Consider the following 21,445-nt stretch of genomic DNA (forward strand, 5'->3'; position numbering starts at 1 on the left):
GGCGCTGTTTATTGGCACAGAAAAACCGCCAGGCTTTACGGGACGAATTGCTCTGTGAGGCGCACCACCTCGCCCTGCCGGGTTTCCACCACAAACGGCGCGTAGGTGAGCGAGGCTGGCGGCGAGGCCAGTACCTGGGCCGGAGCCAGCGGCCGTTGGGCCAGGCCGTTGCCGCCGTTCTGCCAGAACCGGAACGTAGCTCCGGCCTGCAGCGGCAGGGTACGCTCTTTCTTGTTCTCGTTAACGATATAGTAGTCGTTGGGCACAGAGTAGATGGTGTCACCATTCTGCACCTCCACCATGGCGTCGCCACGTCGCTGGGCGGCGGCCACGGCGTCGGGGCCCTTCAGAAACTGCACATAGTCCACTACGGCGTAATACCGGCCTTTCTGCTCGTAGAAACGCCGCACATAGGCGTGGCCCCGGCCCGTGTTGCCCACTTTCTCAGTGGTCGACTGCTCGCCTTCCAGCTCGGCCGGCACTACGTCGCGGGATTCGGCCACGTCGGTTTCCTGTTCCGCAGAGCGGCAAGCGGCAACAGTCAAAAGCAAAGCAATGGGGAGCAAGCGGCGGTTCATGCGGCAGGAGTAGGGGAGAAGTTCAGCCTGCAAGATACAGGGTGAACCGGCCGTTACCAGCTATGCGGCGAGTTCTGCACGCCCGGCCTGGTTCCGGTCGTCACGTTGCCGGAGCGGCAGATGGGGCAGAGTGGGGTGAGAGAAGGAGCTATGTTACCTGGAACGAAACGTCAGGCTACCGGCCTGCTTCGAGCTTATACCACCGAAGCTGAGCCACCGTGTCACGGAAGCTTATTCGACTGTACTTTTTTATGCCCTCCAATCGGGTGACGTACGTGATTTTGTAGTCCTTTCCGACTTGTTCCAGCTTCGTGATACCAATGCTGGTATCGGTGATAGTGCTGTCCTTAAACGCGCGGATCTCAGTGAAAAAATCGACGTTTTCGTTTCTGTACAGACCAATAAAATCAATGTTTTTCCGGGGGTTGATGACGACCGCACTGGCCACAAACGTTGTGGCCTCATCACCGAACGGATACGTTTTCTCTTTGAATGTATAGACGCGTTTGATATCTCCGTCCACATAGCTGGATAGGATAGATTCTAGTTGTTGAGTGATATCACGGGGTAAATAGTCACTAACTGAATCCAATGGGCTGGCTAATGTATCGACGGCTTCACCAGACGTATACAATTCCCTGCTTGCGGGTAATCGAATAGCAGTTCTTTTGTACTTGCTGACCTCAGATTCGCAACTGCAAAATAGATACACGCTTAGGGCGAGTAGAATATACTTCATAGAAGGGCCTCGTGAATTAAGTGAGGTAATGAGGTAGTAAGTAGCGGGAAGGAGGTGAATGTAGAGTGCCGACCTCTGTGGGTAAACCCGTACCTTTGCGGCTTCAAGCCCCGCAAAGTAGGATGATTTCCATTACCGACCTCGACTTCCATTTCGGCTCCCGTACCCTCTACGACAAGGCCAGCCTCCACATCAAACCCAAGGATAAGATTGGCCTGATCGGGCTGAACGGCCGGGGCAAATCCACGCTGCTGCGCATTCTGGTAGGCGAATACAAGCCCGACGGCGGCAGTATCTCGATGAGCAAGGACGTGAGCCTAGGCTTCCTCAACCAGGATTTGCTGAGCTACGACTCCCACGAATCCATCCTGATTGTGGCCATGCAGGCCTTTGGTGAGGCGCTGGATATCCAGAAGAAGATTGACGAGGTGCTGCTGGAATTCGAAACCAACTACACCGACGATTTGGTGGAGAAGCTGGCCGATCTGCAGGAACGCTTCGAGGCGCTGGGCGGCTACACCATGCAGGCCCGCACCGAAGAGATTCTGGAGGGTCTGGGCTTTACCACCGAGGAGCTGCAGCGGCCCCTGAAGCTGTTTTCGGGCGGCTGGCGCATGCGCGTGATGCTGGCCAAAATCCTACTCCAGCAGCCTTCTCTGCTGCTACTCGATGAACCGACCAACCACCTGGACTTACCGAGTATCAAGTGGATTGAGAACTATCTGGCCGGCTACGAAGGCGCCGTTATCATCGTGAGCCACGACCGGGAATTCCTGGACCGTACCACCAACACCACCGTGGAAGTGACGGGCGGCAAGCTGGTACCCTACGCCGGCAACTACTCGTTCTACCTCGAAGAAAAAGAAGAGCGCAATGCCATTCAGAAGGGTGCGTTCGAGAACCAGCAGGCCCAGATCAAGCAGGCCGAGCGGTTTATTGAGCGGTTCAAGGCCAAGGCCAGCAAAGCCAAGCAGGCCCAGAGCCGCGTGAAAGCCCTGGATAAGTTGGAGCGCATTGAGGACGTGGCCGCCGACGACGCCAAGGTGAACATCAAGTTTAACTTCACCGTGACGCCCGGCCGCCATATCCTGCGTATGGAGCACGTAGGCAAGAAATACGGCGAGAAAATCATCTTCCGCGACACACACGTGCACATCGAGCGGGGCGACAAAATTGCCCTCATCGGGGCCAACGGCAAGGGCAAATCTACGCTGATGCGTCTGGTGGCCGGCTCCGAGGCGCCTACCAACGGCAACCACCAGCTGGGTCACAACGTCATCATGTCGTTCTACGCCCAGCACCAGCTGGAAAGCCTGCGCATCGAAAACGAGATTCTGCAGGAAATGGTGGAGGCCGGCTCGCGGCGCTCCGAGATGGAGCTTCGCTCTGTTTTGGGTTCGTTCCTGTTCACCGGCGACGAGGTGTACAAGAAAATTAAGGTGCTTTCGGGCGGCGAAAAAAGCCGCGTGGCCTTGGCCAAAACCCTGATTTCGGAAGCTAACTTTCTGCTGCTCGACGAACCGACCAACCACCTGGATATGCAGTCGGTGAACATCCTGATTCAGGCGCTCGACCAGTATCAGGGCACCTATATCGTGATTAGTCACGACCGGTTCTTCGTGGAGAACGTGGCCAACAAGATCTGGTACATTGAGGATTACCAGCTGAAGGAATACCCCGGCACCTACGCCGAGTATGAGCAATGGCAGGAGGACCGGGAAAAGGCCGCCAAGAAGGCCGGTCTGCCCTCGCCTTCGGCTCCCAAGCCGCTGCCCAAGGAAGAAAAGAAAGTGGAAGCCGCGCCCGCCAAAACGCCCTCACCCGACCAGAAAAAAGCCCTCAAAGAGCTGGCCGAGGTAGAAAAGAAGATTGACGAGCGGGAAAAGGAGCTGGCCCAATACGAGGCCCAGCTGGCCGACCCCCAGATTTACCAGAACGCCGCCCAGCTGAAGGATGCCACCCTCAAGTTCGAGCAGGTGAAGAAAGAGCTGGCCCAGCTCAACGACCGTTGGGAAATGCTGGCTGAAATGTAGCCTGCTGACTTTACCAGTTGAAACGCCCCGCCGGAAGCTACGAGCTTCCAGCGGGGCGTTTCGCGTTTTTCGGTCCCCGGTCCGGCGGCTGTTGAAGCTGTCGGGCCGTTCGTCGCGTGCTGACACCTGATCTACGACGGAACAGCATCAGCTGGCTTCAACCGGTCCGACAGCTTGCAGCTGCCGGGCCGGGCCCGCTACCAACTATATTTTGTCTTTCTAGATAAGAATGATTCTTATCTGGGTGTCGTTTGCTACTTTTGAGCTCGACAACAAACAGCCCTGGTTGGGGCTTGTAATGGAGTCGTATCAGTTGCCGTCAGCGTACGGAAAACTGGTCAGCAAGCGTCTTACTCAGCGTTACGTTCAAAACCATCCCAAACAACCTTATGGCGCACGAACAAAAGGGGCATGCCCCCGAAAACAACACCACAGAATACTTCATGAACGACACCTCCATAGCCAAGTGCCCGGTTATGGGAGGACAGTTGAAGCAGACGGCCGGTAGTGGCACCCGCAACCGCGACTGGTGGCCCAACCAGCTACGGCTCAATATTCTGCGGCAGCACTCCACGCTGTCGAACCCGATGGATCCGGGTTTCAACTACGTGGAGGAATTTAAGAAGCTCGACCTGAACGCGGTAAAGCAGGACCTGTTCGAGCTGATGACCACTTCCCAGGACTGGTGGCCCGCCGACTACGGCCATTATGGCCCGTTCTTTATCCGGATGGCCTGGCACAGTGCTGGTACCTACCGCATTGCCGATGGTCGCGGCGGTGCTGGTTCGGGCATGCAGCGCTTCGCTCCGCTCAACAGCTGGCCCGATAACGCCAACCTCGACAAGGCCCGCCTGTTGCTGTGGCCCGTGAAGCAGAAGTACGGCCGCCAGATTTCCTGGGCCGATTTGATGATTCTGGCCGGTAACTGCGCCTTGGAGTCAATGGGCCTGAAGCCGTTCGGCTACTCGGGTGGCCGCGCCGACGTGTGGGAGCCGCTGGACGAAATCTACTGGGGCTCCGAGAAGGAGTGGCTCGGCGGCGACCTGCGCTACACCGGCGACCGGCAGCTGGAAAAGCCGCTGGCCGCCGTGCAGATGGGCCTCATCTACGTGAACCCAGAAGGTCCTAACGGCAACCCCGACCCCATGGCCTCGGCCCGCGACATTCGCGAAACGTTCGGCCGCATGGCTATGAACGACGAGGAAACCGTAGCCCTGATTGCCGGCGGCCACACCTTCGGCAAAACCCATGGTGCCGCCGACCCCGCCAAGTATATCAAACACGAGCCCGCCGCCGCTGGCATTGCTGAGCAAAGCCTGGGCTGGCAGAACTCCTACGGCACCGGCAACGGCGCCGACACCATCACCAGCGGCCTGGAAGGCGCCTGGACTTCCACGCCTGCTCAGTGGGGCCATGACTACTTCAAGTTCCTGTTCGAGTTTGAGTGGGAGCTGACCAAGAGCCCCGCCGGGGCGCATCAGTGGAAGCCCAAGAACAACGCCGGCGAAGGCCTGATTCCGGACGCCCACGACCCCGAGAAGAAGCACGCGCCGTTCATGCTCACGACCGACCTCGCCCTGCGCGTGGACCCGATTTACGAGAAAATTTCCCGCCGTTTCCTCGAAAACCCTGAAGAGTTTGCCGACGCCTTCAGCCGTGCCTGGTTCAAGCTCACGCACCGCGACATGGGCCCGATTTCCCGCTACGTAGGCCCCGAGGTGCCCGCCGAGGAGCTGATCTGGCAGGACCCGGTGCCCGCCGCCACATATGCGCAGATTGACGAGGCCGACGTGTCTGCGTTGAAAGAAAAGCTGCTGAATTCGGGCCTGACGGTGGGCCAGCTGGTGCGCACGGCTTGGGCTTCGGCCTCCACGTTCCGTGGCTCCGACAAGCGCGGCGGTGCCAACGGGGCCCGCATCCGGTTGGTACCTCAGAAATACTGGACCGCCAACAACCCCGCCGAGCTGGACAAAGTGCTGGATCAAATGATAGCCATTCAGCAGGAGTTCAACGCGGCCCAGACGGGCGGCAAGCAGGTTTCCCTGGCCGACCTCATTATACTGGGCGGCAGCGCCGGCATCGAGCAGGCGGCCCGCGCGGCCGGCCACGAGGTACAGGTGCCCTTCAGCCCTGGCCGCACCGATGCTTCGCAGGAGCAAACCGACGTGCAATCCTTCGAGGCCCTGGAGCCTAGCGCCGATGGTTTCCGCAACTACTTGGCTACCTACCACGAGGCCGTGGCCGAAGCCATGTTCATCGACCGCGCCCAGTTGCTGACCCTGACGGCTCCCGAAATGACGGTGCTGGTGGGTGGTCTGCGCGTGCTCGACGCCAACTACGACGGTTCGCAGCACGGCGTGTTCACCAACCGTCCCGGCCAGCTCACCAACGACTATTTCGTGAACCTGCTGGACATGGGCACTACTTGGAAAGCTACTTCGGAAGCCGATGAGCTCTTCGAGGGCCGTGACCGGAAGACCCGGGAAGTGAAGTGGACCGGCACCCGCGTGGACCTGATCTTTGGCTCGAACTCGGAGCTGCGCGCCATTGCCGAAGTATACGGCACCAACGACGCCCAGCCCAAGTTCCTGCGCGACTTCGTGGCCGCCTGGACCAAGGTGATGAACCTGGACCGCTTCGACTTGCACCGCTAACCGAAGCCCTCGGTTACCCAGCCGAATAGTAAACCGCCCCGCTCGTAGCTGCATGCTATGGGCGGGGCTTGGTGCTTTGATAAAACGGGGAGCAGCCCAGTAAAGGTGCTACTTAAAACGTCTGGATTTTAGTTAATTTCAAAGTGCCTTCGCGTCTGCCTTGCCAATAACGCTCGTACATAATCAATCCTTCATCCGCGTTCCAATACGACTTGTCACCGTTTTCGTACCGCATGATATAGGTTTTAAACGTGCCTTTGGGTACGGTCACCGTGGTGTCTATATTGATTATATGGTTTTTTGTTAATGGTTTTCTGCTACACCCATATTCTATAATTTCTTGATGTAGCTGGGGTTCATTGGGGGTATATAGAAATTCGAAGGGTGTATTGTTATTAATGATCCCCCATCCGCAATTTTCTACGGATTGGCCGTATAACCCGCCTTTTTTGACAACAATATTGGATGAAAGTAAATTAAAATATAAATATCCAGGCTCGTTAGGCGTTGAGCTTAAGATTTGCTCTTCAAATCGTTCATTAATAGAAAGCCGGCGTGAATCTTTAATAACGTTCGTTGGGGTATGATAATCGTAATACAATTTGTTGCCTTTTTTTGCCCAACTAAATTTTGTCTTTTTATTCTCGTCTTTTGAACAGGAAGATAGTGACACAAACGCAAGAAAATAATACAAAGAAATTTTCATTCCATTAAAATTTAAAGTTGGTACACTTGTGTGAGGGTGAGAATAGATGTAGTGTCAATGTATATATTTCGGTTGAGAATCTTCTTGTATAGTGTTGAAAAGAGCACAAGAGACTTATTGTGGCACCTATAGTCGATTTTGGAACAGTGTCCTGATCCGAAATTCACTATAAGACCGCAGTGAATAGCGGGGAGCAGCATACCGTCTGTGTCGGTTACGCTGCTTGTTTTCCAACGGCGTATGTACTACCGAAAGTATACTTGTACCCACGCTTCTCGTTCAAGTACGCAGCCAAGCCAACGCTTCGCGCTACATTCGCCCTTATGCCTCGTTTCTCTCCGCTTCTGCTGTTGCTGGCTACGGCCTGCGTGCCACTGGGTACGCCCATCACCGACCCCAACGCCACCCGCCCGCCCGCCACGCCCGGCCAGCGCCCCACCGAGTACTACGCCGACAAAACGCTGCGCTACGAGGACGCCATCTACGACCCCAACGTGCAGACGGTGCAGTGCTACGTGCCTACCGGCCAAGCCAATGAGGTGTTCAGCCCGCCCGTTATTTCTCTGAACCAGGGCCAGTCGCCGGTGCTGGAGTTTGATATGCTGGGCGGGCAGGGGCAGCGCCTCACGGCTAAACTCATTCACTGCGACCTGAACTGGCAGCCCTCGGTGCTTACCGATATGCAGTTTCTGAGCGAAATCAACGAGCAGAATATCACCAACTATCGGGCCTCCATTGGTACCAAGGTGCCCTATTATCACTACCAGGTACAGATGCCCCGGGTGAAGCTCTCGGGCAACTACCTGTGGGTGGTGCAGGGAGCGGGCGGTATGCCGCTGCTCAGCCGGCGGGTGCTGGTGTACGAGGAAGGCGCGGTGCAGATTGCCCTGAAACAGGGTATTCCGGTGGCCGGGCAGGAGCGCTACACCTTGCAGCAGGTAGATTTCGGCATCCGCTATAATCTGAACGTGGTGAACCCGGCCCAGGAAATAAAGGTGGTGCTGCGCCAGAACTTCCGCTGGGACAACGCCAAGTACAACCTGCGCCCCACCTTCGTACGCGACGCCGACCGGCAGCTGGATTACCAGTATTTCAACTTCGAAAACGCCTTCCCCGCCCTGAGCGAATTCCGCTTTTTCGACCTGCGTACGTTCCGCTCCTTGGGTATTGGGGTGGCGAAGCTGGACGCCGAGGCTTCACCGCGTACGGCCCTGCTGCAGCCCGAAACAACCCGTAACGGCCAGCGCTACACCCAGTACGACGACATCAACGGTCAGCGTGTAATCGAGAGCCGCGAATACGGTAACGGCGACACCAACGGCGAGTACCTCGATGTGACGTTTCAACTCCGCAGCGAGCAGACAGCTCCTGGCCCCGTGTATGTGCTGGGCGCCCTCACCGACTGGCAGCTCAAAGACGAGTTCAAGCTCACCTACGACGCCGCCAGCCAGCTATACACCGGCCATACGCTGCTTAAGCAAGGCTACTACAATTACATCTATGCCACCCAGACGGCCCAGGGCCCCAGCAGCGTGGCCTGGGAAGGGAGCTACCAGGAAACCGAAAATCAGTATGACCTGCTGGTGTATTACCGGCCGCCCGGCACCCGCACCGATTTGCTGATCGGGTACCAGCAGCTCCGGGTGAATAGCCGGCAGCCCTAGCGCCCGATGTCGGCGGTTGGGAGCGGGGCTGCGTACATACGGGTTCTGTCTGCCTCCAACTGCTTTCTATGTCGCACTATAACCTGATTCTAGTGGTGCTGGGCGTGGCCATCCTGGCCGTCGCCTGGCTGCCATCTCTGCTGAAGAAGTTTCCGCTGTCTTACCCCATTTTGTTTGTGGGGCTGGGGATGCTGGTGTTCTGGCTGCCCCTGGGCTTGCCCAACCCCGACCCGAACGAGCACTCCACCTTCACCATGCACCTCACTGAAATCTGCGTGACGGTGGCCCTCACGGGTACGGGGCTCAAAATTGACCGCAAGTTTTCCCTCTGGCGCTGGCGGGCTCCGTTGCAGCTGGTGATGGTGCTGATGGGTATTACCATTGCCGTGTTTACAGTGGTGGCCTGGAAACTGGGTGGGCTGCTGCCGGCGTCGGCCCTACTGCTGGCCGCCACGCTGGCTCCCACCGACCCCGTGCTGGCCGGCGACGTGCAGGTGGGCAACCCCGGTGAGGGCCGCGAAGATAACGTGCGCTTCGCCCTGACCGGCGAGGCCGGCCTCAACGACGGGCTGGCTTTCCCCTTCGTGCATCTGGCCCTGGTGGTGCTGGCAGCCTCTTCGCTGCACCTGGGGCAGGAGCTGCTGCACTGGGCCTGGATGGATGTGCTGTACCGCACCGGCATGGGCGTGCTGGCTGGCTGGTTGGCTGGTCGGGTGCTGTCGTTTCTGATTTTCGACTTGCCTCGTCGTGTTCAAATCAACCCCGAGGCCTACGGGTTCGTGGCGTTGGCCGTCACGCTTACGGCGTATGGCGTTACGGAGCTGCTGCACGGCTACGGCTTTCTGGCTGTCTTTGTGGCGGCCGTCACACTGCGGGCCCACGAGCGGAGCCACGAGTACCATACCGAAATGCACGAATTCACCGACCAGCTGGAACGCCTGCTCATCGTGGTGATTCTGCTGCTGTTTGGGGGCGCCATTGTACGCGGGCTGCTGGCCCCGCTTACTTGGACCGGCGCGGCCTTGGGCTTATTCCTGCTCCTTATTCTGCGGCCGATGGGTGGGATTCTCACCCTGGGCCGCAGCCGCGTAACGTGGCCCGAGCGACTGGTTATTTCCTTTTTCGGCATCCGGGGCATCGGCTCCTTTTTCTACCTGGCCTTTGCCTTGCACGAAGCAAAATTCGCCGATGGCCGGGCGCTGTGGGCCATTACCGGCTTCACGGTGCTCACCTCCATCATTCTGCACGGCACGTTGGCCACGCCCGTTATGGACTGGCTTGATAGGCGGCACGGCCGGCCCACGGCTGGGGAGTTGGAGGAACAGCAGCACCAGGAAGCAGCCCCGCCGGCTAGCTAAAGCGGCACGGAATTGGTCTGGTCCAGGCTGCCTCTGTAACCTTCCGGCCGTTGAGCTTCGTTGCAGGCGTATCTTACGCTTACTCTCCCGTTCCCACGCTCATTCTCTTTGCTCATGCCTACTCCCTCTTCTTTCCTGTACGCTGGTGCGGCGCTGGCCTTGCTGCCGGCCGTTGGTGCACGTTTTCTGACTTCCGCCCCGGCCCCGCAGCCGGCGGCTACCACAGCAGCCGTTTCCCGCCCCGTGCAGGGTGCCCAGCCCGACCCCCAGGTAATTGCCCAGTTCGGCCTGCTTGGTAATGCCAAGCTCCAGACCTATATCGACCAAAAGGGTATGCAGATGGGCCGTGTTTCCGACCGCCCGGCTGATGTGAAAGGCTTCACGGTGGTCGATTCGCCCATTATCAACGCCTTTGCCACGCCCGATGGCCATGTGTATTTCACCCGTGGGATTCTGGCTTACTTCAACAATGAGGCCCAGTTCAGCGGGGTGCTCGGCCACGAAATTGGGCACATCACGGCCCGACACGGCCAGAAGCAGCAGACGCGCTCCACCATCGCCAACGGGGCCCTGATTCTGGGCTCCATCCTGTCGAAGCGGGTGGCCTCGCTGGCCCAGCCGGCCTCACAGGTGGTGGGGTTGGGTTTGCTGAAATACGGCCGCGACGACGAAACCGAATCCGACCAGCTAGGGGTGAAGTACTCCAGCAAAATCGGCTACGACCCGGCTTCTATGGCCGATTTCTTCCTGACTCTTTCGCGCACCGAGCAAAGTAGCGGCGCGGCTACGGTGCCCACGTTCCTGTCGTCGCACCCCAACTCCGCCGACCGCTACACCAACGTAAAAAAGCTGGCCGCCCAGGCCGAGCAGCAGGCCGGCCGTCAGCTGGCCGTGAACCGCGACCAATACCTGCGCCTGATTGAGGGCCTGCCTTATGGCGACAACCCGCGTGAAGGCTACGTGGAAAATAGCGTGTTCTATCACCCCGATCTTAAATTCCAGTTTCCGGTGCCGCAGGGCTGGAAGTCGCAGAACTCGCCGAGCCAGTTCCAGATGGCCGAGCCCAACGGCAAGGCCGTACAGATTCTGCTGCCCGCCGGCAACAAAGGCCTCGATGAAACCGCCCAGGCTTTGGCCGAGCAGTTGAAGCTCCAGAACGCCCAGGCCCAGAAAACCACCGTCAACAACTTCCCCGCCATTGTTATCCAGGGCGACCAGGTAGGGCAGGACCAGCAAACCGGCCAGCAGGGCATCACGGCCAGCACCCTCACCTACCTCATCCAGGACGGTCAGACGATTTACGCCTTGGTAGGCCTCTGCGGCCCCGGCACCCTCGGCACCTACGGCAGCACCTTCCAGCGCACCGCCCAAGGTTTCAAGCGCCTCACCGACGCCAGCAAAATCAACCGCCAGCCCGAGCGCATCCGCATCAAAACCGCCAAAGCCGGCCAGACGCTGGCCTCGGCCCTCGCCGCCAACGGCATTTCCAGCAAGCGCTACGAGGAAATGGCCATCCTCAACGGCATGAAAACCACTGATAAATTAACGGCCGGGATGCTGTTTAAAGTGGTGGGGAAGTAAGCTATAGCTCGTTAAGCCTCTTGCAAAAGCTAGACTTCAAGTTTTTTGAGGTCTAGCTTTTTTATGTATTGCTGAATGCTTGTCGAAGTTGAAAGAACCCAAACATCGTCTCCTGATGGATCTTTGGGGATGAAATCGAATTCTAAGTAACAGTTCGCTATTGCAACCTTCATCCCTTCAAAATGAAGTAGCAACAGGTGAGGTCGAGTATCAGGAAATCCGAATACATCAAAGCCAATAAGTTGCTTGCCTGAAAGATGCTGCCAAAAGTTATTGTTGGCAATGAACCTTTCACTGGTCACACAGAAGGTGTCTGCTGAGGCACTTAAAGTATAGCTGGGCCATCCCTTAACTCTATTCCATCCAACAAAAACAGACTGCTCATCCTCAAACACAAGCTCTACTTGCTGTGCGATGATATCAATGCCCTGCTCATTCGTTGTGAGATCTTCTATTCCAACAACATCGTGGTAAAAGCAAGCGGCTAGTCTCTGCGAGACAACATTGTTTAGAGGTTGAAAAATGTGCTCGATGAGTAATTGACGGCTCATTTCTTCCCGATGATGAACATAAAAACGCCCCAGCCGACTCGTTCGGCTGGGGCGCTTAAGTTACTGGCTGCCGCTGAAGAAACGGCGTTAGGCCTTCTTCAGGAACTCGGTTTTGAGCACCATTGTGCTGCCGCCGGCCCGGCCTTCAATTTCGGCGGGCGAGTTGGTGAGGCGGATGTTCTTGACTACCGTGCCGCGCTTGAGCGTGAGCGATGAGCCTTTCACTTTCAGATCCTTGATGAGCGTAACCGCGTCGCCTTCCGCGAGCAGGTTACCGTTGCTGTCTTTTACGTCCATGAGGTTGGGGAGGGGAGAGGTAGAACGTCATGCTGAGCTTGCCAAAGCATCTCTACCGCTGGCTAACTCAATCGTGAGAACGAAGCAGTAGAGATGCTTCGGCAAGCTCAGCATGACGGGCAGGTATGTTCAATTACACGTTGAAGCGGAAATGCATGATGTCGCCATCCTGCACCACATACTCCTTACCTTCCACGGCCATCTTGCCTGCTTCCTTGATTTTCACTTCAGTTTTGTACTCCTGGTAGTCGGCCAGCTTGATAACCTCGGCCCGGATGAAGCCTTTCTCGAAGTCGGAGTGGATGACGCCGGCAGCGGCGGGGGCTTTGTCGCCGCGGTGCACCGTCCAGGCGCGTACTTCCTGCACGCCGGCCGTGAAGTAGGTAATCAGGTTGAGCAGGGTGTAGGAAGCGCGGATCAGGCGGTTCAAACCCGACTCGGTGAGGCCGTACTCGCCCAGGAACATCTCCTTTTCCTCGGGGTCTTCCATCTCCGCAATCTGCGACTCGATGGCGGCCGATACCAGCACCACTTCGGCGCCTTCCTGGGCCACGTGAGCCTGCAAAGCCGCCGTGTGGGCGTTGCCGCTGATGGCGCTGGCCTCATCCACGTTGGCCACATAAATCACGGGCTTGATGGTGAGCAGCTGCAGATCGGCCACGGCCTCCAGCTCCTCGGCCGAAACCGTGAGGGCGCGGGCGTTCTGGCCGGCTTCCAAAGCGTCCTTGAAGCGCTGCAGCGCGGCCACTTCCTTCTTGGCCTGCGCGTCGCCGTTCTTGGCCGAGCGCTCCGACTTGGCCAGCTTCTTATCGATGCTCTCCAGGTCCTTGATCTGCAGCTCGGTGTCGATAACGTCCTTATCGAATACGGGGTCGACGCCGCCGGCTACGTGCACGATGTTGGGGTCGTCGAAGCAGCGGATAACGTGGATGATGGCGTCCACCTCGCGGATGTTGGCCAAGAACTTGTTGCCGAGTCCTTCGCCCTTGCTGGCACCCTTCACGAGGCCGGCAATGTCCACGAACTCAATGATGGTGGGCAGCACGCGCTTGGGGTTCACCAGCTTTTCCAGAATCTGCAGCCGCTCATCGGGCACGGTAATCACGCCCACGTTCGGCTCGATGGTGCAGAACGGATAGTTGGCCGACTCGGCCTTGGCGTTGGAAAGGGCGTTGAAAAGCGTGGATTTGCCGACGTTCGGCAGGCCGACGATACCGCAGCGGAGACCCATATGGTGGAGTTGTGAAGTTGTAAAATGGCGAGTTGGCGTTCTGGACGCGCACTTCGTGGCGCAAAGGTACGGGGCTTTTTCGGGGAAAGCACCCCCGGGTTACCGGTGTGGCCCGGAAACGGCTCGCGCGTTGAACTCCGCGCCTCTCGTGCGGCGTTCAGCCTATATGTGTGAACATCATAAGCCCGCCCAAAAACTACAGCGTCTGGGTTTCTACCTGGCCGCCGGTGTGCTGGTGCTGCTCAGCCAGTACTACAGCCTGTAAGTCGCCCGAAAAACCGTTCTGAAGTCCATAGAAAAAGCCCATCCGGCAACCGGATAGGCTTTTCTAACGGTAAAATGCTGACTTATTTAGCCAGTTTGGCTTTCAGATTCTCGTCCAGAGCGGCCAGGAACTCCTCGGTGTAGAGGTAGTCCTTGCCGTGCTCCACTTTGTTGCCGTGGATGCAGACGGCCAAGTCCTTGGTCATCTTGCCGCTTTCCACGGTTTCGATGCACACCTGCTCCAGCGCGTGGCAGAAGTCGATCAGCTCCTGGTTGTTATCCAGCTTGCCGCGGAACTCCAGGCCGCGCGTCCAGGCGAAGATGCTGGCAATGGGGTTGGTAGAGGTGGGCTTGCCTTTCTGATGGTCGCGGTAGTGGCGCGTCACGGTGCCGTGGGCCGCTTCCGCTTCCATGGTGCCGCCGTCGGGCGTAACCAGCACGGAGGTCATCAGGCCGAGCGAGCCGAAGCCCTGGGCTACGGTGTCGCTCTGCACGTCGCCGTCGTAGTTTTTGCAGGCCCACACGAAGTTGCCGTTCCACTTCAGCGCCGAGGCCACCATATCGTCAATCAGCCGGTGCTCGTAAGTGATGCCGGCTTCCTTGAACTTGGCCAGATAATCAGCTTCGTAAATCTCCTGGAAGATGTCCTTGAAGCGGCCATCATACTTCTTCAGGATGGTGTTCTTGGTGCTCAAATACAGCGGCCAGCCCTTGCTCAGGGCCTGGTTGAAGCAGGCGTGGGCAAAGCCCCGGATGCTTTCGTCGGTGTTGTACATGGCCAACGCTACGCCGTCGCCTTTGAAGTTGTACACCTCAAACGATTGTGCTTCACCACCGTCCTCGGGCTGGAAGGTCACGGTCAGCTTGCCTTTGCCTTTGGTCACGAAGTCGGTGGCGCGGTACTGGTCGCCAAAGGCGTGGCGGCCGATGCAGATCGGGGCCGTCCAGTTAGGCACGAGGCGGGGCACGTTGCTCATCACAATCGGCTCGCGGAATACGGTGCCGTCCAAGATGTTGCGGATGGTGCCGTTCGGCGACTTCCACATCTGCTTCAGGCCAAACTCCTGCACGCGCTCCTCGTCTGGGGTGATGGTGGCGCACTTGATGCCCACGCCGTACTGCTTGATGGCGTTGGCCGCGTCGATGGTTACCTGGTCGTTGGTCTGGTCGCGGTACTCAATGCCCAGGTCGTAGTACTTGATATCGAGCTCCAGGTAGGGCGTAATCAGCTTATCCTTGATAAACTTCCAGATGATGCGCGTCATTTCGTCGCCATCCAATTCTACTACCGGGTTGGCTACTTTGATTTTCGTCATTGTTGCGTGCTTAAGTGGGCTGTGTGGGTTACGACTTGCGAAGGAAGGCATCGGCGGGCATCCGGCCAACTAAAACCGGAAAAGTGTACGGCTACCCTCCGCGCAAGACGGCAAAGCTACATGGTGTCAGTTAAACCCGACGGGTGCTTTGAACAGGCGCGCCGGGGAATAGTTCGGGCCACCCGCAACGCACGACGGCGCGCCAGGGCCGAAGCCGGGCGCGCCGTGCGGTGGGAAGCGGACAAAAGCTGAAGAAGTAAAAGGTGTTTCGCTAGACTTCCGAAAAAAGGAGTGACTTAATAATTATCGTCGGTGCGGTTGGGGTTGAAACCTCCTTCGCGTTCCTCGTAGGCGGGGCGGGGACGGTCCAGTTCGGCCACTTCCTCGGCCGTCAGCAACTCCTCGCGCACGTAGTCCACGGCATCCTGCAAGGCATCCACAAACTTGAGGAAGTCCTCTTTGTAGAGGAAAATCTTGTGTTTCTCGTAAGAGAACGTATCATCGTCGCGCAGGCGGCGTTTGCTCTCCGTGATGGTCAGATAATAATCCTGTCCGCGGGTGGCTTTCACGTCAAAGAAATACGTGCGCTTGCCGGCCTTAATGCGTTGGGAATAAATTTCTTCCTGGTCGTGACGGTCTTCCACTGGCCTTCTGAGTAAAGTTTTGCTATTCCAAGATGATTGAAGTTCAGCGCAACATACGTTGTTTCCAGTAGATATAAAAATTTTAAGGGTCGTATTTTCCTATTCCGGGATAAATACTGGCAAAACGCTATGTAAACGGCTGTATATCCTCAAATGCCATAATTGGCAGGTAATGAAACGGCTGGTATAAAAGAAAGATTATATATTCTGGATAATGGATGGAAAGCGGACTGCAATGGTCGGAGCTGCTGCCCGTTTTGCGTCGTAGCTACGGAGTAACCCCGTCTGTCCTTCATGCCCCAATCCTGTCGTATCTTGCTCCTCCCGCATCTGTTTTTGCTATGGCCCAACCGCTCGATCTTGCCGCCGTTCGTTCTTTCTCCAACTTGGAGTTTCTGGCCCGCCAGTTGGTGGAAGGCTTCATTACGGGCCTGCACCAGTCGCCCTACCACGGGTTTTCGGTGGAGTTTTCTGAGCACCGCCTCTACAACCCCGGCGAAAGCACCCGCCACCTCGACTGGAAGGTATTTGCCCGCACCGATAAGCTGTTTGTGAAGCGCTACGAGGAAGAAACCAACCTGCGCTGCCACCTGCTGCTCGACGTGAGCCCCAGCATGTACTACCCGGCCCCGGGCCACGATAAGCTGCGGTTTTCGGTGCTGTGCGCAGCGGCCCTCACCACCCTACTGCAAAAGCAGCGCGACGCCGTGGGTCTGGTTACCTTCGCCAATGAGGTGGAACTGCAGACGCCGGTGCGCTCCACCAGCACTCACCGCCACACCCTACTGCTCACCTTGCAACAGCTGCTGGAGCGGGCCTCCGCACCCGGCCGAGCCCATACCAACGTAGCCGGCGTCATCCACACCATTGCCCAGCAAATCCCGAAACGCTCGTTGGTAGTGCTGTTTTCCGACATGCTGGGTCGTGCCCCCGAGGAACAGACCGAAACCCTGGCCGCGCTGCAGCACCTGCGCCACCAGCACCATGAAGTGCTGCTGTTTCATGTGATGGACCGCGCCACCGAGGCCGATTTCAACTTTCAGGACCGGCCCTACCTGTTCGAGGACCTGGAAACCGGCCAGACCATCAAGCTGCAGCCCAACCAAGTGCGCGAGCAGTACCAGGCAACCATGCGGCAGTATGAGCAGGAATTGGCTTTGCGCTGTGGCCAGTACAAAATTGACTTCGTGCCGGTGGATATCCGGAAGCCGTTCGATAAAGTGTTGCACGCCTACCTGATAAAACGCGGCAAGGTGCGCGGCTAAGCCGCTGCACACCTGCCGTGTAGAGACGCAATATTTTGCGTCTCGTCGTTGCTGATGTTGTTTCATTGAACGGCCCGGCACCAGTCGTTCACCGATGAGACGTAAGATGTTGCGTCTCTACACCTTGTTGGTACTTATACCCAGGTCCGAAAGCCTGATTTTCTGAACGATGACGCTTTGGTTTTGCCGCGTGTGCGGCTTGGATTACGACGAGTCGCCCTGGGGTCCTGATGGCCGGCAGCCGGATTTCAGCAGTTGCGGCTGTTGTGGCGTTACCTTTGGCTTCGACGACGCGACGCCCGCTGCGGCCCGGCAGTTCCGGTCGCAGTGGCTGGCCGCCGGGGCCGCCTGGTTTTACCCGCGCCAGCGGCCAGTTGGCTGGGAGCCCGCCCCGCAACTAGCCCAACTCGACCCGCTTTACCGCTAACCTCTGCCCGAATGGATTTTTCCGACCTGCTGTTTTTGTTGATTATGGTCTGCCCGTTGTCGGCGCTGATGACGGTGTACATTGCCCACATGTACGGCCGGCGGTTTTGGCCGTGGCTGCTGTTCGGGTTCTGCGTGCCGCTGGTGTCCACATTCGTGGCTATTGCGCTGGGTATTCGGGATGCGCGCCGTAAGTAAGCGGAAGAGGCGTCTGATAGGTAACAGGCCGCCAATGGTTTTGCCGGTGATGCTGGTCAGGGCCGGATGCAGGCTCAACAGGTCGGACAGTCTTTGGGTTTGCTGCCGAACCAGATGTGTCCGCTGCTGCTGAGGCTGCTGTACAGGGGCTGATAAATTATAATACAGCAATTTTCATCGACCGGTTCAGGCTATTGACGTGGATGGCCAGCCGGTCGGCAAACTCCTGGGTATTTTCAGCAGCGGCTCATGATACTTCCTAACCGTGGGAAACTGAATTTCCAGCAGGCCCATGAACAGGTTGGTGAAGCGCTGTGCTGCGTTGGTGGCCACGGCGTAAAAAGGGCTGGCCCTGTGGGAAGCGTCGCTGAAGAACTTGTAACCGCCGGGCGTAGCCGACAGTCGCACCGCCTCCCTCGTTGCCCCCGTAGCAGTGGGGGAGGCGTGCTCATAGGCAAAAGTGGGTATGTTTGCCGACTCGTTAGCCGCTATCCACCTGTATTTTTATGCGTATGTGCATCTTCACGCTCGATGCAATCCAACGTATTCAGGGTTTTCAGTTTCTCACCGACTCCTCAGGCTACGTGCCGCTGCCCGCCCGGCAGCTGCTGCGTTTTGCGCAGGGCCGCTGGAAGCCCTACGAGCTACCCCAGGCCCAGAGCTTCGGGCAGGTGGCCTTCGTGGCGGGCACCGGGAAAGGCTGCCTGCTGACCGAAACCGGCCAAGTGCTGGCTACTACCAACAACGGTACCACTTGGCAACCAACAATGCTGCGGGATATCTGCCGGCTGAAGCCCTGGCAACGGGCCATAACGCTCCAGCAGAGAGCCAATCAGCTCCTCGTCTTGCCGGATAATACGCCCCGGTAAAACCGGTCCTGGTTCAGGCATGCACCGTCATGACGGGCTGGGGGGCGTGCAGGGCCACGGCTTCGGAGGTGCTGCTTTGGAAAAGGTGACTCAGCGTGGAGCGGCCGTGGGTGAGCATCACTACTAAATCGGCGTGGGCCAGCTCGGCGAAGCGCGGAATACCGGTGCTCACGCGGGGCGCGTCGAACACCTCTGCCTCGTAGTGAGTGAGCTGGTGGCGTCGGGCAAAATCCTCAATGTCGTGCAGGGCTGCCCCGTGCCGGTCGGCGGAGGGCACCACGTCCAGCAGGTGCAACGTGGCTTCCGGGAACAGCGCCTGTAACTGTTTCAGGCCGGGTACGGCGCGGTCGGCTTCGGCAGTGAAGTCAGAGGCGAAAACCAAGTGCTGCACCTGAAAATCGGGGGCCGGCTGCTTGATGGTGAGTACCGGGCAGGGAGCTGCCCGCATTACCCGCTCGGTGTGCGAATCCAGGAAAAACCGCGTCCAGGAAGTGTGCTCATGCACGCCCATCACTACCAGCTCGATGTGGTGCTCCCGGATTATTTCCAGCACAGCGGGCTCAAACTCGGCCGTAACTACTAGGTCGCGCACCGGCACGTCAGGCATCACGCTGCGGGCCTCCGCCATCCACTCGTGCATGCGGCGCTTAGTGGCCTGCAGCAGCTTGAGCATGTACACATTGTTGAGGCCGTCGCCAGCCATCATACCGCCGGAAGTGGCAATGCCGGCGGCCGGCGGCGCGTCCACTACATGTAGCAGCGTAACGTGGCCACCACTGCGGTGGGCCAACTGTAAAGCCGCCTCAAAAGCGTAGTGTGCTTCCGGGGAAAAATCGGTGGGAACAAGCAGGTTTTTCATGGTGACGGAAGTAAGAGTCGGGCCCTTGGCGGCTTGGTGGACTTAGGACCTGATAGTGGGCGTAAGCGCAGATAAGATATATAAATTAACAGGATAATACAAGGTGAGATGAATCGAAAAAACAGGGGCGCCGCAAAGCAATGCGTTGATAGATTGAGGGTTTGCGTAATGATTTAATAAAGAAGACCACCAAGCCAGTAGGTGGCGTAGCGTCGAGATTCAATAATGTCGGGGTAACGCTTGACTAACACTGCGCGGATAGCTTGCGAGGCCTTTCAATCAGCCTCTCGTTATGTCAAAATCCGCTACCCGCTCTGGCCTTAATCGCCGCGATTTTCTTAAGAATACGGCCTTGCTCTCGAGCGGCCTGGCCTTGCTACCCGGCATGTTGACCAGCTGCGACGATGACGACGAGGCCCTGCAATATACCGGTGACTTTGGCTTCCGAGAGGGTGTGGCCAGCTTCGACCCCAGCCAGAGCAGCATCCTGCTATGGACCCGCTATACGCCCGCCACCAATGAGCCCGCCTCGGCGGATATTCGGTGGGAGCTGGCCGAGGAAGCTGGTTTCGGTACGCTCAAAGCCAGTGGTACGTTAACCGCTACCGCCGCCACCGACTACACCATCTGGACCGAAGCTACCGGCCTGGCCAGTTACAAGACCTACTACTACCGCTTCCGCAACGAGCGAACCGGTGCTACCTCAGTAGTAGGCGAAACCCGCACGCTGCCCGCCGCCGGCCAGACCACCCGCGCCCGGCTGGCGGTGGTATCGTGTGCCAACTACCAGGCTGGGCTGTTCAACGTGTACGGGGCCGTAGCGGAGTCGCAGGCCGATGCGGTAGTGCATCTGGGCGACTACATCTACGAATACGGGGCCGGCGGCTACGGCACCAACTCCAACACGGCCAGTCTGAACCGCTCTCATTTGCCGGCCGGTGAAATCCTGACCCTCGACGACTACCGCACCCGCTACCGCCAGTACCGCAGCGACAAGCAGCTGCAGCTGGCGCACCAGCGCAAAGCCTTCATCTGCGTATGGGACGACCATGAGCTGGCAAACGACGCCTACCTCACTGGGGCCGAAAACCACCAGCCCACCGAAGGCAGCTTCGAGAGCCGCAAGCAGGCTGCCATTCAGGCCTGGCACGAATACCTGCCCGCCCGTGTAACCGACAAAACCCGTATCTACCGGCGCTTCGAGTTCGGGAGTCTGGTTAACTTGCTCATGCTGGATACGCGGCTGGTCGGGCGCGATAAGCAGCTCAGCTTCAGTGACTACATCGGGAGTGCCGGCGCGTTCAATACGCAGGCATTTGGGGCGGCCTGGCTCAACCCCGGCCGGAGCCTGCTGGGGGCCGAACAGCGCAGTTGGCTCACGGGGCAACTAGCCGGCAACTCGGCGCGCTGGCAGGTGCTGGGCTCCCAGGTGCTGATGGGGAAAATGTATATTCCGGCCGAGCTGCTGACGCTGGTAGCCCAGCTGGCCGCCGGCCCCACGCCGGCCCTGCTGGCCCAGTACAGCACAATAGCCGGGCAGCTGGCTGTCATTAAAACTCGCATTCTGGCCGGCGACCCCACGGTAACGGCCACCGAGCGGGCCCGCGTGGAAACGGTGCTGCCCTACAACCTCGATGCCTGGGACGGCTACCCCGTGGAGCGGGAGGCTGTGCTGGCCGCCGCTGGCGGCAAAGGGCTCATTTCGCTGGCCGGCGACACGCACAATGCCTGGCACAGCGACCTGATGGTGAACAGTGGCCGCAAAGTAGGCGCTGAATTTGCCACGTCCTCGGTTTCCTCCCCGGGGTTTGAGGCACTGCTGGCCGGCAGCGCGGCGGCTATTCAGGGGTTCGAGCAATCAAATCAGCTGCTCATTAATGATTTGCAGTACCTGGATGCTTCCCGGCGGGGTTTCCTGGAGGTAGAATTCACCAGCAGCCAGGCCACCGCGCAGTGGAAGTACGTGGCCACGCTCACCACCGAGAGTACCGCTACCACCCTGGGCCGCACCGCTACGGAAGTATAGGGGTCGGGTGGGGCATGAGTATCGACTAACGCAGCTAATGCGTCCTTCGGATTTCGTTTCTGAGGGACGCATTGTTTTGAGCAGAGATTCGGTAGCCATAACAGACGAACCCAAAAAGGCCGGAAATTGGTTGAGAAGAAGCTGACTGCCCAGGTGGGCATCAGTACCGTACTTTGTGCCGGTATT

The 21,445-nt window shown here is 58.3% G+C and carries 19 protein-coding genes; 10 read left to right on the top strand and 9 right to left on the bottom strand.

What is annotated here, in order from left to right; all coding sequences use genetic code 11:
* Positions 1 to 35: 35 nt before the first annotated feature.
* Positions 36 to 578, bottom strand: coding sequence for a hypothetical protein (locus HSW_RS07940; RefSeq protein WP_044001496.1), 543 nt, complete (start codon positions 576 to 578; stop codon positions 36 to 38).
* 175 nt (positions 579 to 753) lie between these two features.
* Positions 754 to 1,317 (bottom strand): hypothetical protein, encoded by a 564-nt coding sequence (locus HSW_RS07945; protein ID WP_044001497.1) that lies wholly within the window; start codon positions 1,315 to 1,317, stop codon positions 754 to 756.
* A 122-nt stretch (positions 1,318 to 1,439) separates the two neighbouring features.
* Here HSW_RS07945 and HSW_RS07950 point away from each other — a divergent pair, with 122 nt between their 5' ends.
* Both HSW_RS07950 and katG read left to right on the top strand, forming a co-directional pair.
* Entirely contained in the window at positions 1,440 to 3,350 is a 1,911-nt protein-coding gene (locus HSW_RS07950) for an ABC-F family ATP-binding cassette domain-containing protein (RefSeq protein ID WP_044001498.1), read from the top strand.
* Positions 3,351 to 3,793: 443 nt separating this feature from the next.
* Positions 3,794 to 6,004: a catalase/peroxidase HPI gene (katG, locus tag HSW_RS07955; protein ID WP_044004310.1), complete on the top strand. Its 2,211-nt coding sequence runs from the start codon at positions 3,794 to 3,796 to the stop codon at positions 6,002 to 6,004.
* Positions 6,005 to 6,116: 112 nt separating this feature from the next.
* On the opposite strand, the gene HSW_RS24185 is transcribed toward katG, so the two are convergent.
* On the bottom strand, positions 6,117 to 6,710 hold the full coding sequence (locus HSW_RS24185; RefSeq protein ID WP_197031966.1) for a hypothetical protein: 594 nt from the start codon (positions 6,708 to 6,710) through the stop codon (positions 6,117 to 6,119).
* 323 nt (positions 6,711 to 7,033) lie between these two features.
* On the opposite strand from HSW_RS24185, the gene HSW_RS07960 reads away from it, so the two are divergent.
* From HSW_RS07960 to HSW_RS07970, 3 genes are all read left to right on the top strand, one after another.
* Positions 7,034 to 8,374 carry a type IX secretion system plug protein gene (locus HSW_RS07960; protein ID WP_081768323.1) on the top strand — a complete coding sequence of 447 codons (1,341 nt, stop codon included), beginning with the start codon at positions 7,034 to 7,036 and terminating at the stop codon, positions 8,372 to 8,374.
* A 68-nt stretch (positions 8,375 to 8,442) separates the two neighbouring features.
* On the top strand, positions 8,443 to 9,732 hold the full coding sequence (locus HSW_RS07965) for a cation:proton antiporter (protein WP_044001499.1): 1,290 nt from the start codon (positions 8,443 to 8,445) through the stop codon (positions 9,730 to 9,732).
* Positions 9,733 to 9,846: 114 nt separating this feature from the next.
* A complete protein-coding gene (locus HSW_RS07970; protein ID WP_044001500.1) occupies positions 9,847 to 11,313 on the top strand; it encodes a M48 family metalloprotease in 1,467 nt (488 codons plus the stop codon).
* Between the two features lie 29 nt (positions 11,314 to 11,342).
* Here the strand turns inward: HSW_RS07970 and HSW_RS07975 are convergent, their stop codons facing one another.
* The 5 genes from HSW_RS07975 to HSW_RS07995 all read right to left on the bottom strand — a co-directional run bounded on the left by HSW_RS07975 (position 11,343) and on the right by HSW_RS07995 (position 15,616).
* Positions 11,343 to 11,864, bottom strand: a complete 522-nt coding sequence (locus HSW_RS07975; RefSeq protein ID WP_044001501.1) for a hypothetical protein — start codon at positions 11,862 to 11,864, stop codon at positions 11,343 to 11,345.
* Between the two features lie 87 nt (positions 11,865 to 11,951).
* Positions 11,952 to 12,161: a zinc ribbon domain-containing protein YjdM gene (locus HSW_RS07980; protein ID WP_044001502.1), complete on the bottom strand. Its 210-nt coding sequence runs from the start codon at positions 12,159 to 12,161 to the stop codon at positions 11,952 to 11,954.
* Between the two features lie 133 nt (positions 12,162 to 12,294).
* Positions 12,295 to 13,392, bottom strand: a complete 1,098-nt coding sequence (ychF, locus tag HSW_RS07985; RefSeq protein ID WP_044001503.1) for a redox-regulated ATPase YchF — start codon at positions 13,390 to 13,392, stop codon at positions 12,295 to 12,297.
* Positions 13,393 to 13,739: 347 nt separating this feature from the next.
* Entirely contained in the window at positions 13,740 to 14,972 is a 1,233-nt protein-coding gene (locus tag HSW_RS07990; protein ID WP_044001504.1) for an isocitrate dehydrogenase (NADP(+)), read from the bottom strand.
* Positions 14,973 to 15,268: 296 nt separating this feature from the next.
* Positions 15,269 to 15,616: a DUF3276 family protein gene (locus HSW_RS07995; RefSeq protein ID WP_052346239.1), complete on the bottom strand. Its 348-nt coding sequence runs from the start codon at positions 15,614 to 15,616 to the stop codon at positions 15,269 to 15,271.
* A 341-nt stretch (positions 15,617 to 15,957) separates the two neighbouring features.
* On the opposite strand from HSW_RS07995, the gene HSW_RS08000 reads away from it, so the two are divergent.
* The 4 genes from HSW_RS08000 to HSW_RS08020 all read left to right on the top strand — a co-directional run bounded on the left by HSW_RS08000 (position 15,958) and on the right by HSW_RS08020 (position 18,374).
* The gene (locus tag HSW_RS08000) at positions 15,958 to 16,881 is read left to right on the top strand and encodes a DUF58 domain-containing protein (protein ID WP_044001505.1); all 924 of its coding nucleotides are present in this window, start codon (positions 15,958 to 15,960) and stop codon (positions 16,879 to 16,881) included.
* Between the two features lie 169 nt (positions 16,882 to 17,050).
* Positions 17,051 to 17,308, top strand: a complete 258-nt coding sequence (locus HSW_RS08005; protein WP_044001506.1) for a hypothetical protein — start codon at positions 17,051 to 17,053, stop codon at positions 17,306 to 17,308.
* An 11-nt stretch (positions 17,309 to 17,319) separates the two neighbouring features.
* Complete coding sequence (locus HSW_RS08010; protein WP_044001507.1) at positions 17,320 to 17,505, top strand: hypothetical protein; 186 nt, start codon at positions 17,320 to 17,322, stop codon at positions 17,503 to 17,505.
* Positions 17,506 to 18,017: 512 nt separating this feature from the next.
* Positions 18,018 to 18,374 carry a hypothetical protein gene (locus HSW_RS08020; RefSeq protein ID WP_044001509.1) on the top strand — a complete coding sequence of 119 codons (357 nt, stop codon included), beginning with the start codon at positions 18,018 to 18,020 and terminating at the stop codon, positions 18,372 to 18,374.
* A 13-nt stretch (positions 18,375 to 18,387) separates the two neighbouring features.
* Here HSW_RS08020 and HSW_RS08025 read toward each other — a convergent pair whose 3' ends face one another.
* Positions 18,388 to 19,233, bottom strand: coding sequence for a universal stress protein (locus HSW_RS08025; RefSeq protein ID WP_044001510.1), 846 nt, complete (start codon positions 19,231 to 19,233; stop codon positions 18,388 to 18,390).
* 292 nt (positions 19,234 to 19,525) lie between these two features.
* Here HSW_RS08025 and HSW_RS08030 point away from each other — a divergent pair, with 292 nt between their 5' ends.
* Positions 19,526 to 21,259, top strand: a complete 1,734-nt coding sequence (locus HSW_RS08030) for an alkaline phosphatase D family protein (RefSeq protein ID WP_044001511.1) — start codon at positions 19,526 to 19,528, stop codon at positions 21,257 to 21,259.
* Positions 21,260 to 21,445: the final 186 nt, after the last annotated feature.

Source organism: Hymenobacter swuensis DY53 (assembly GCF_000576555.1).
Lineage (GTDB): Bacteria > Bacteroidota > Bacteroidia > Cytophagales > Hymenobacteraceae > Hymenobacter > Hymenobacter swuensis.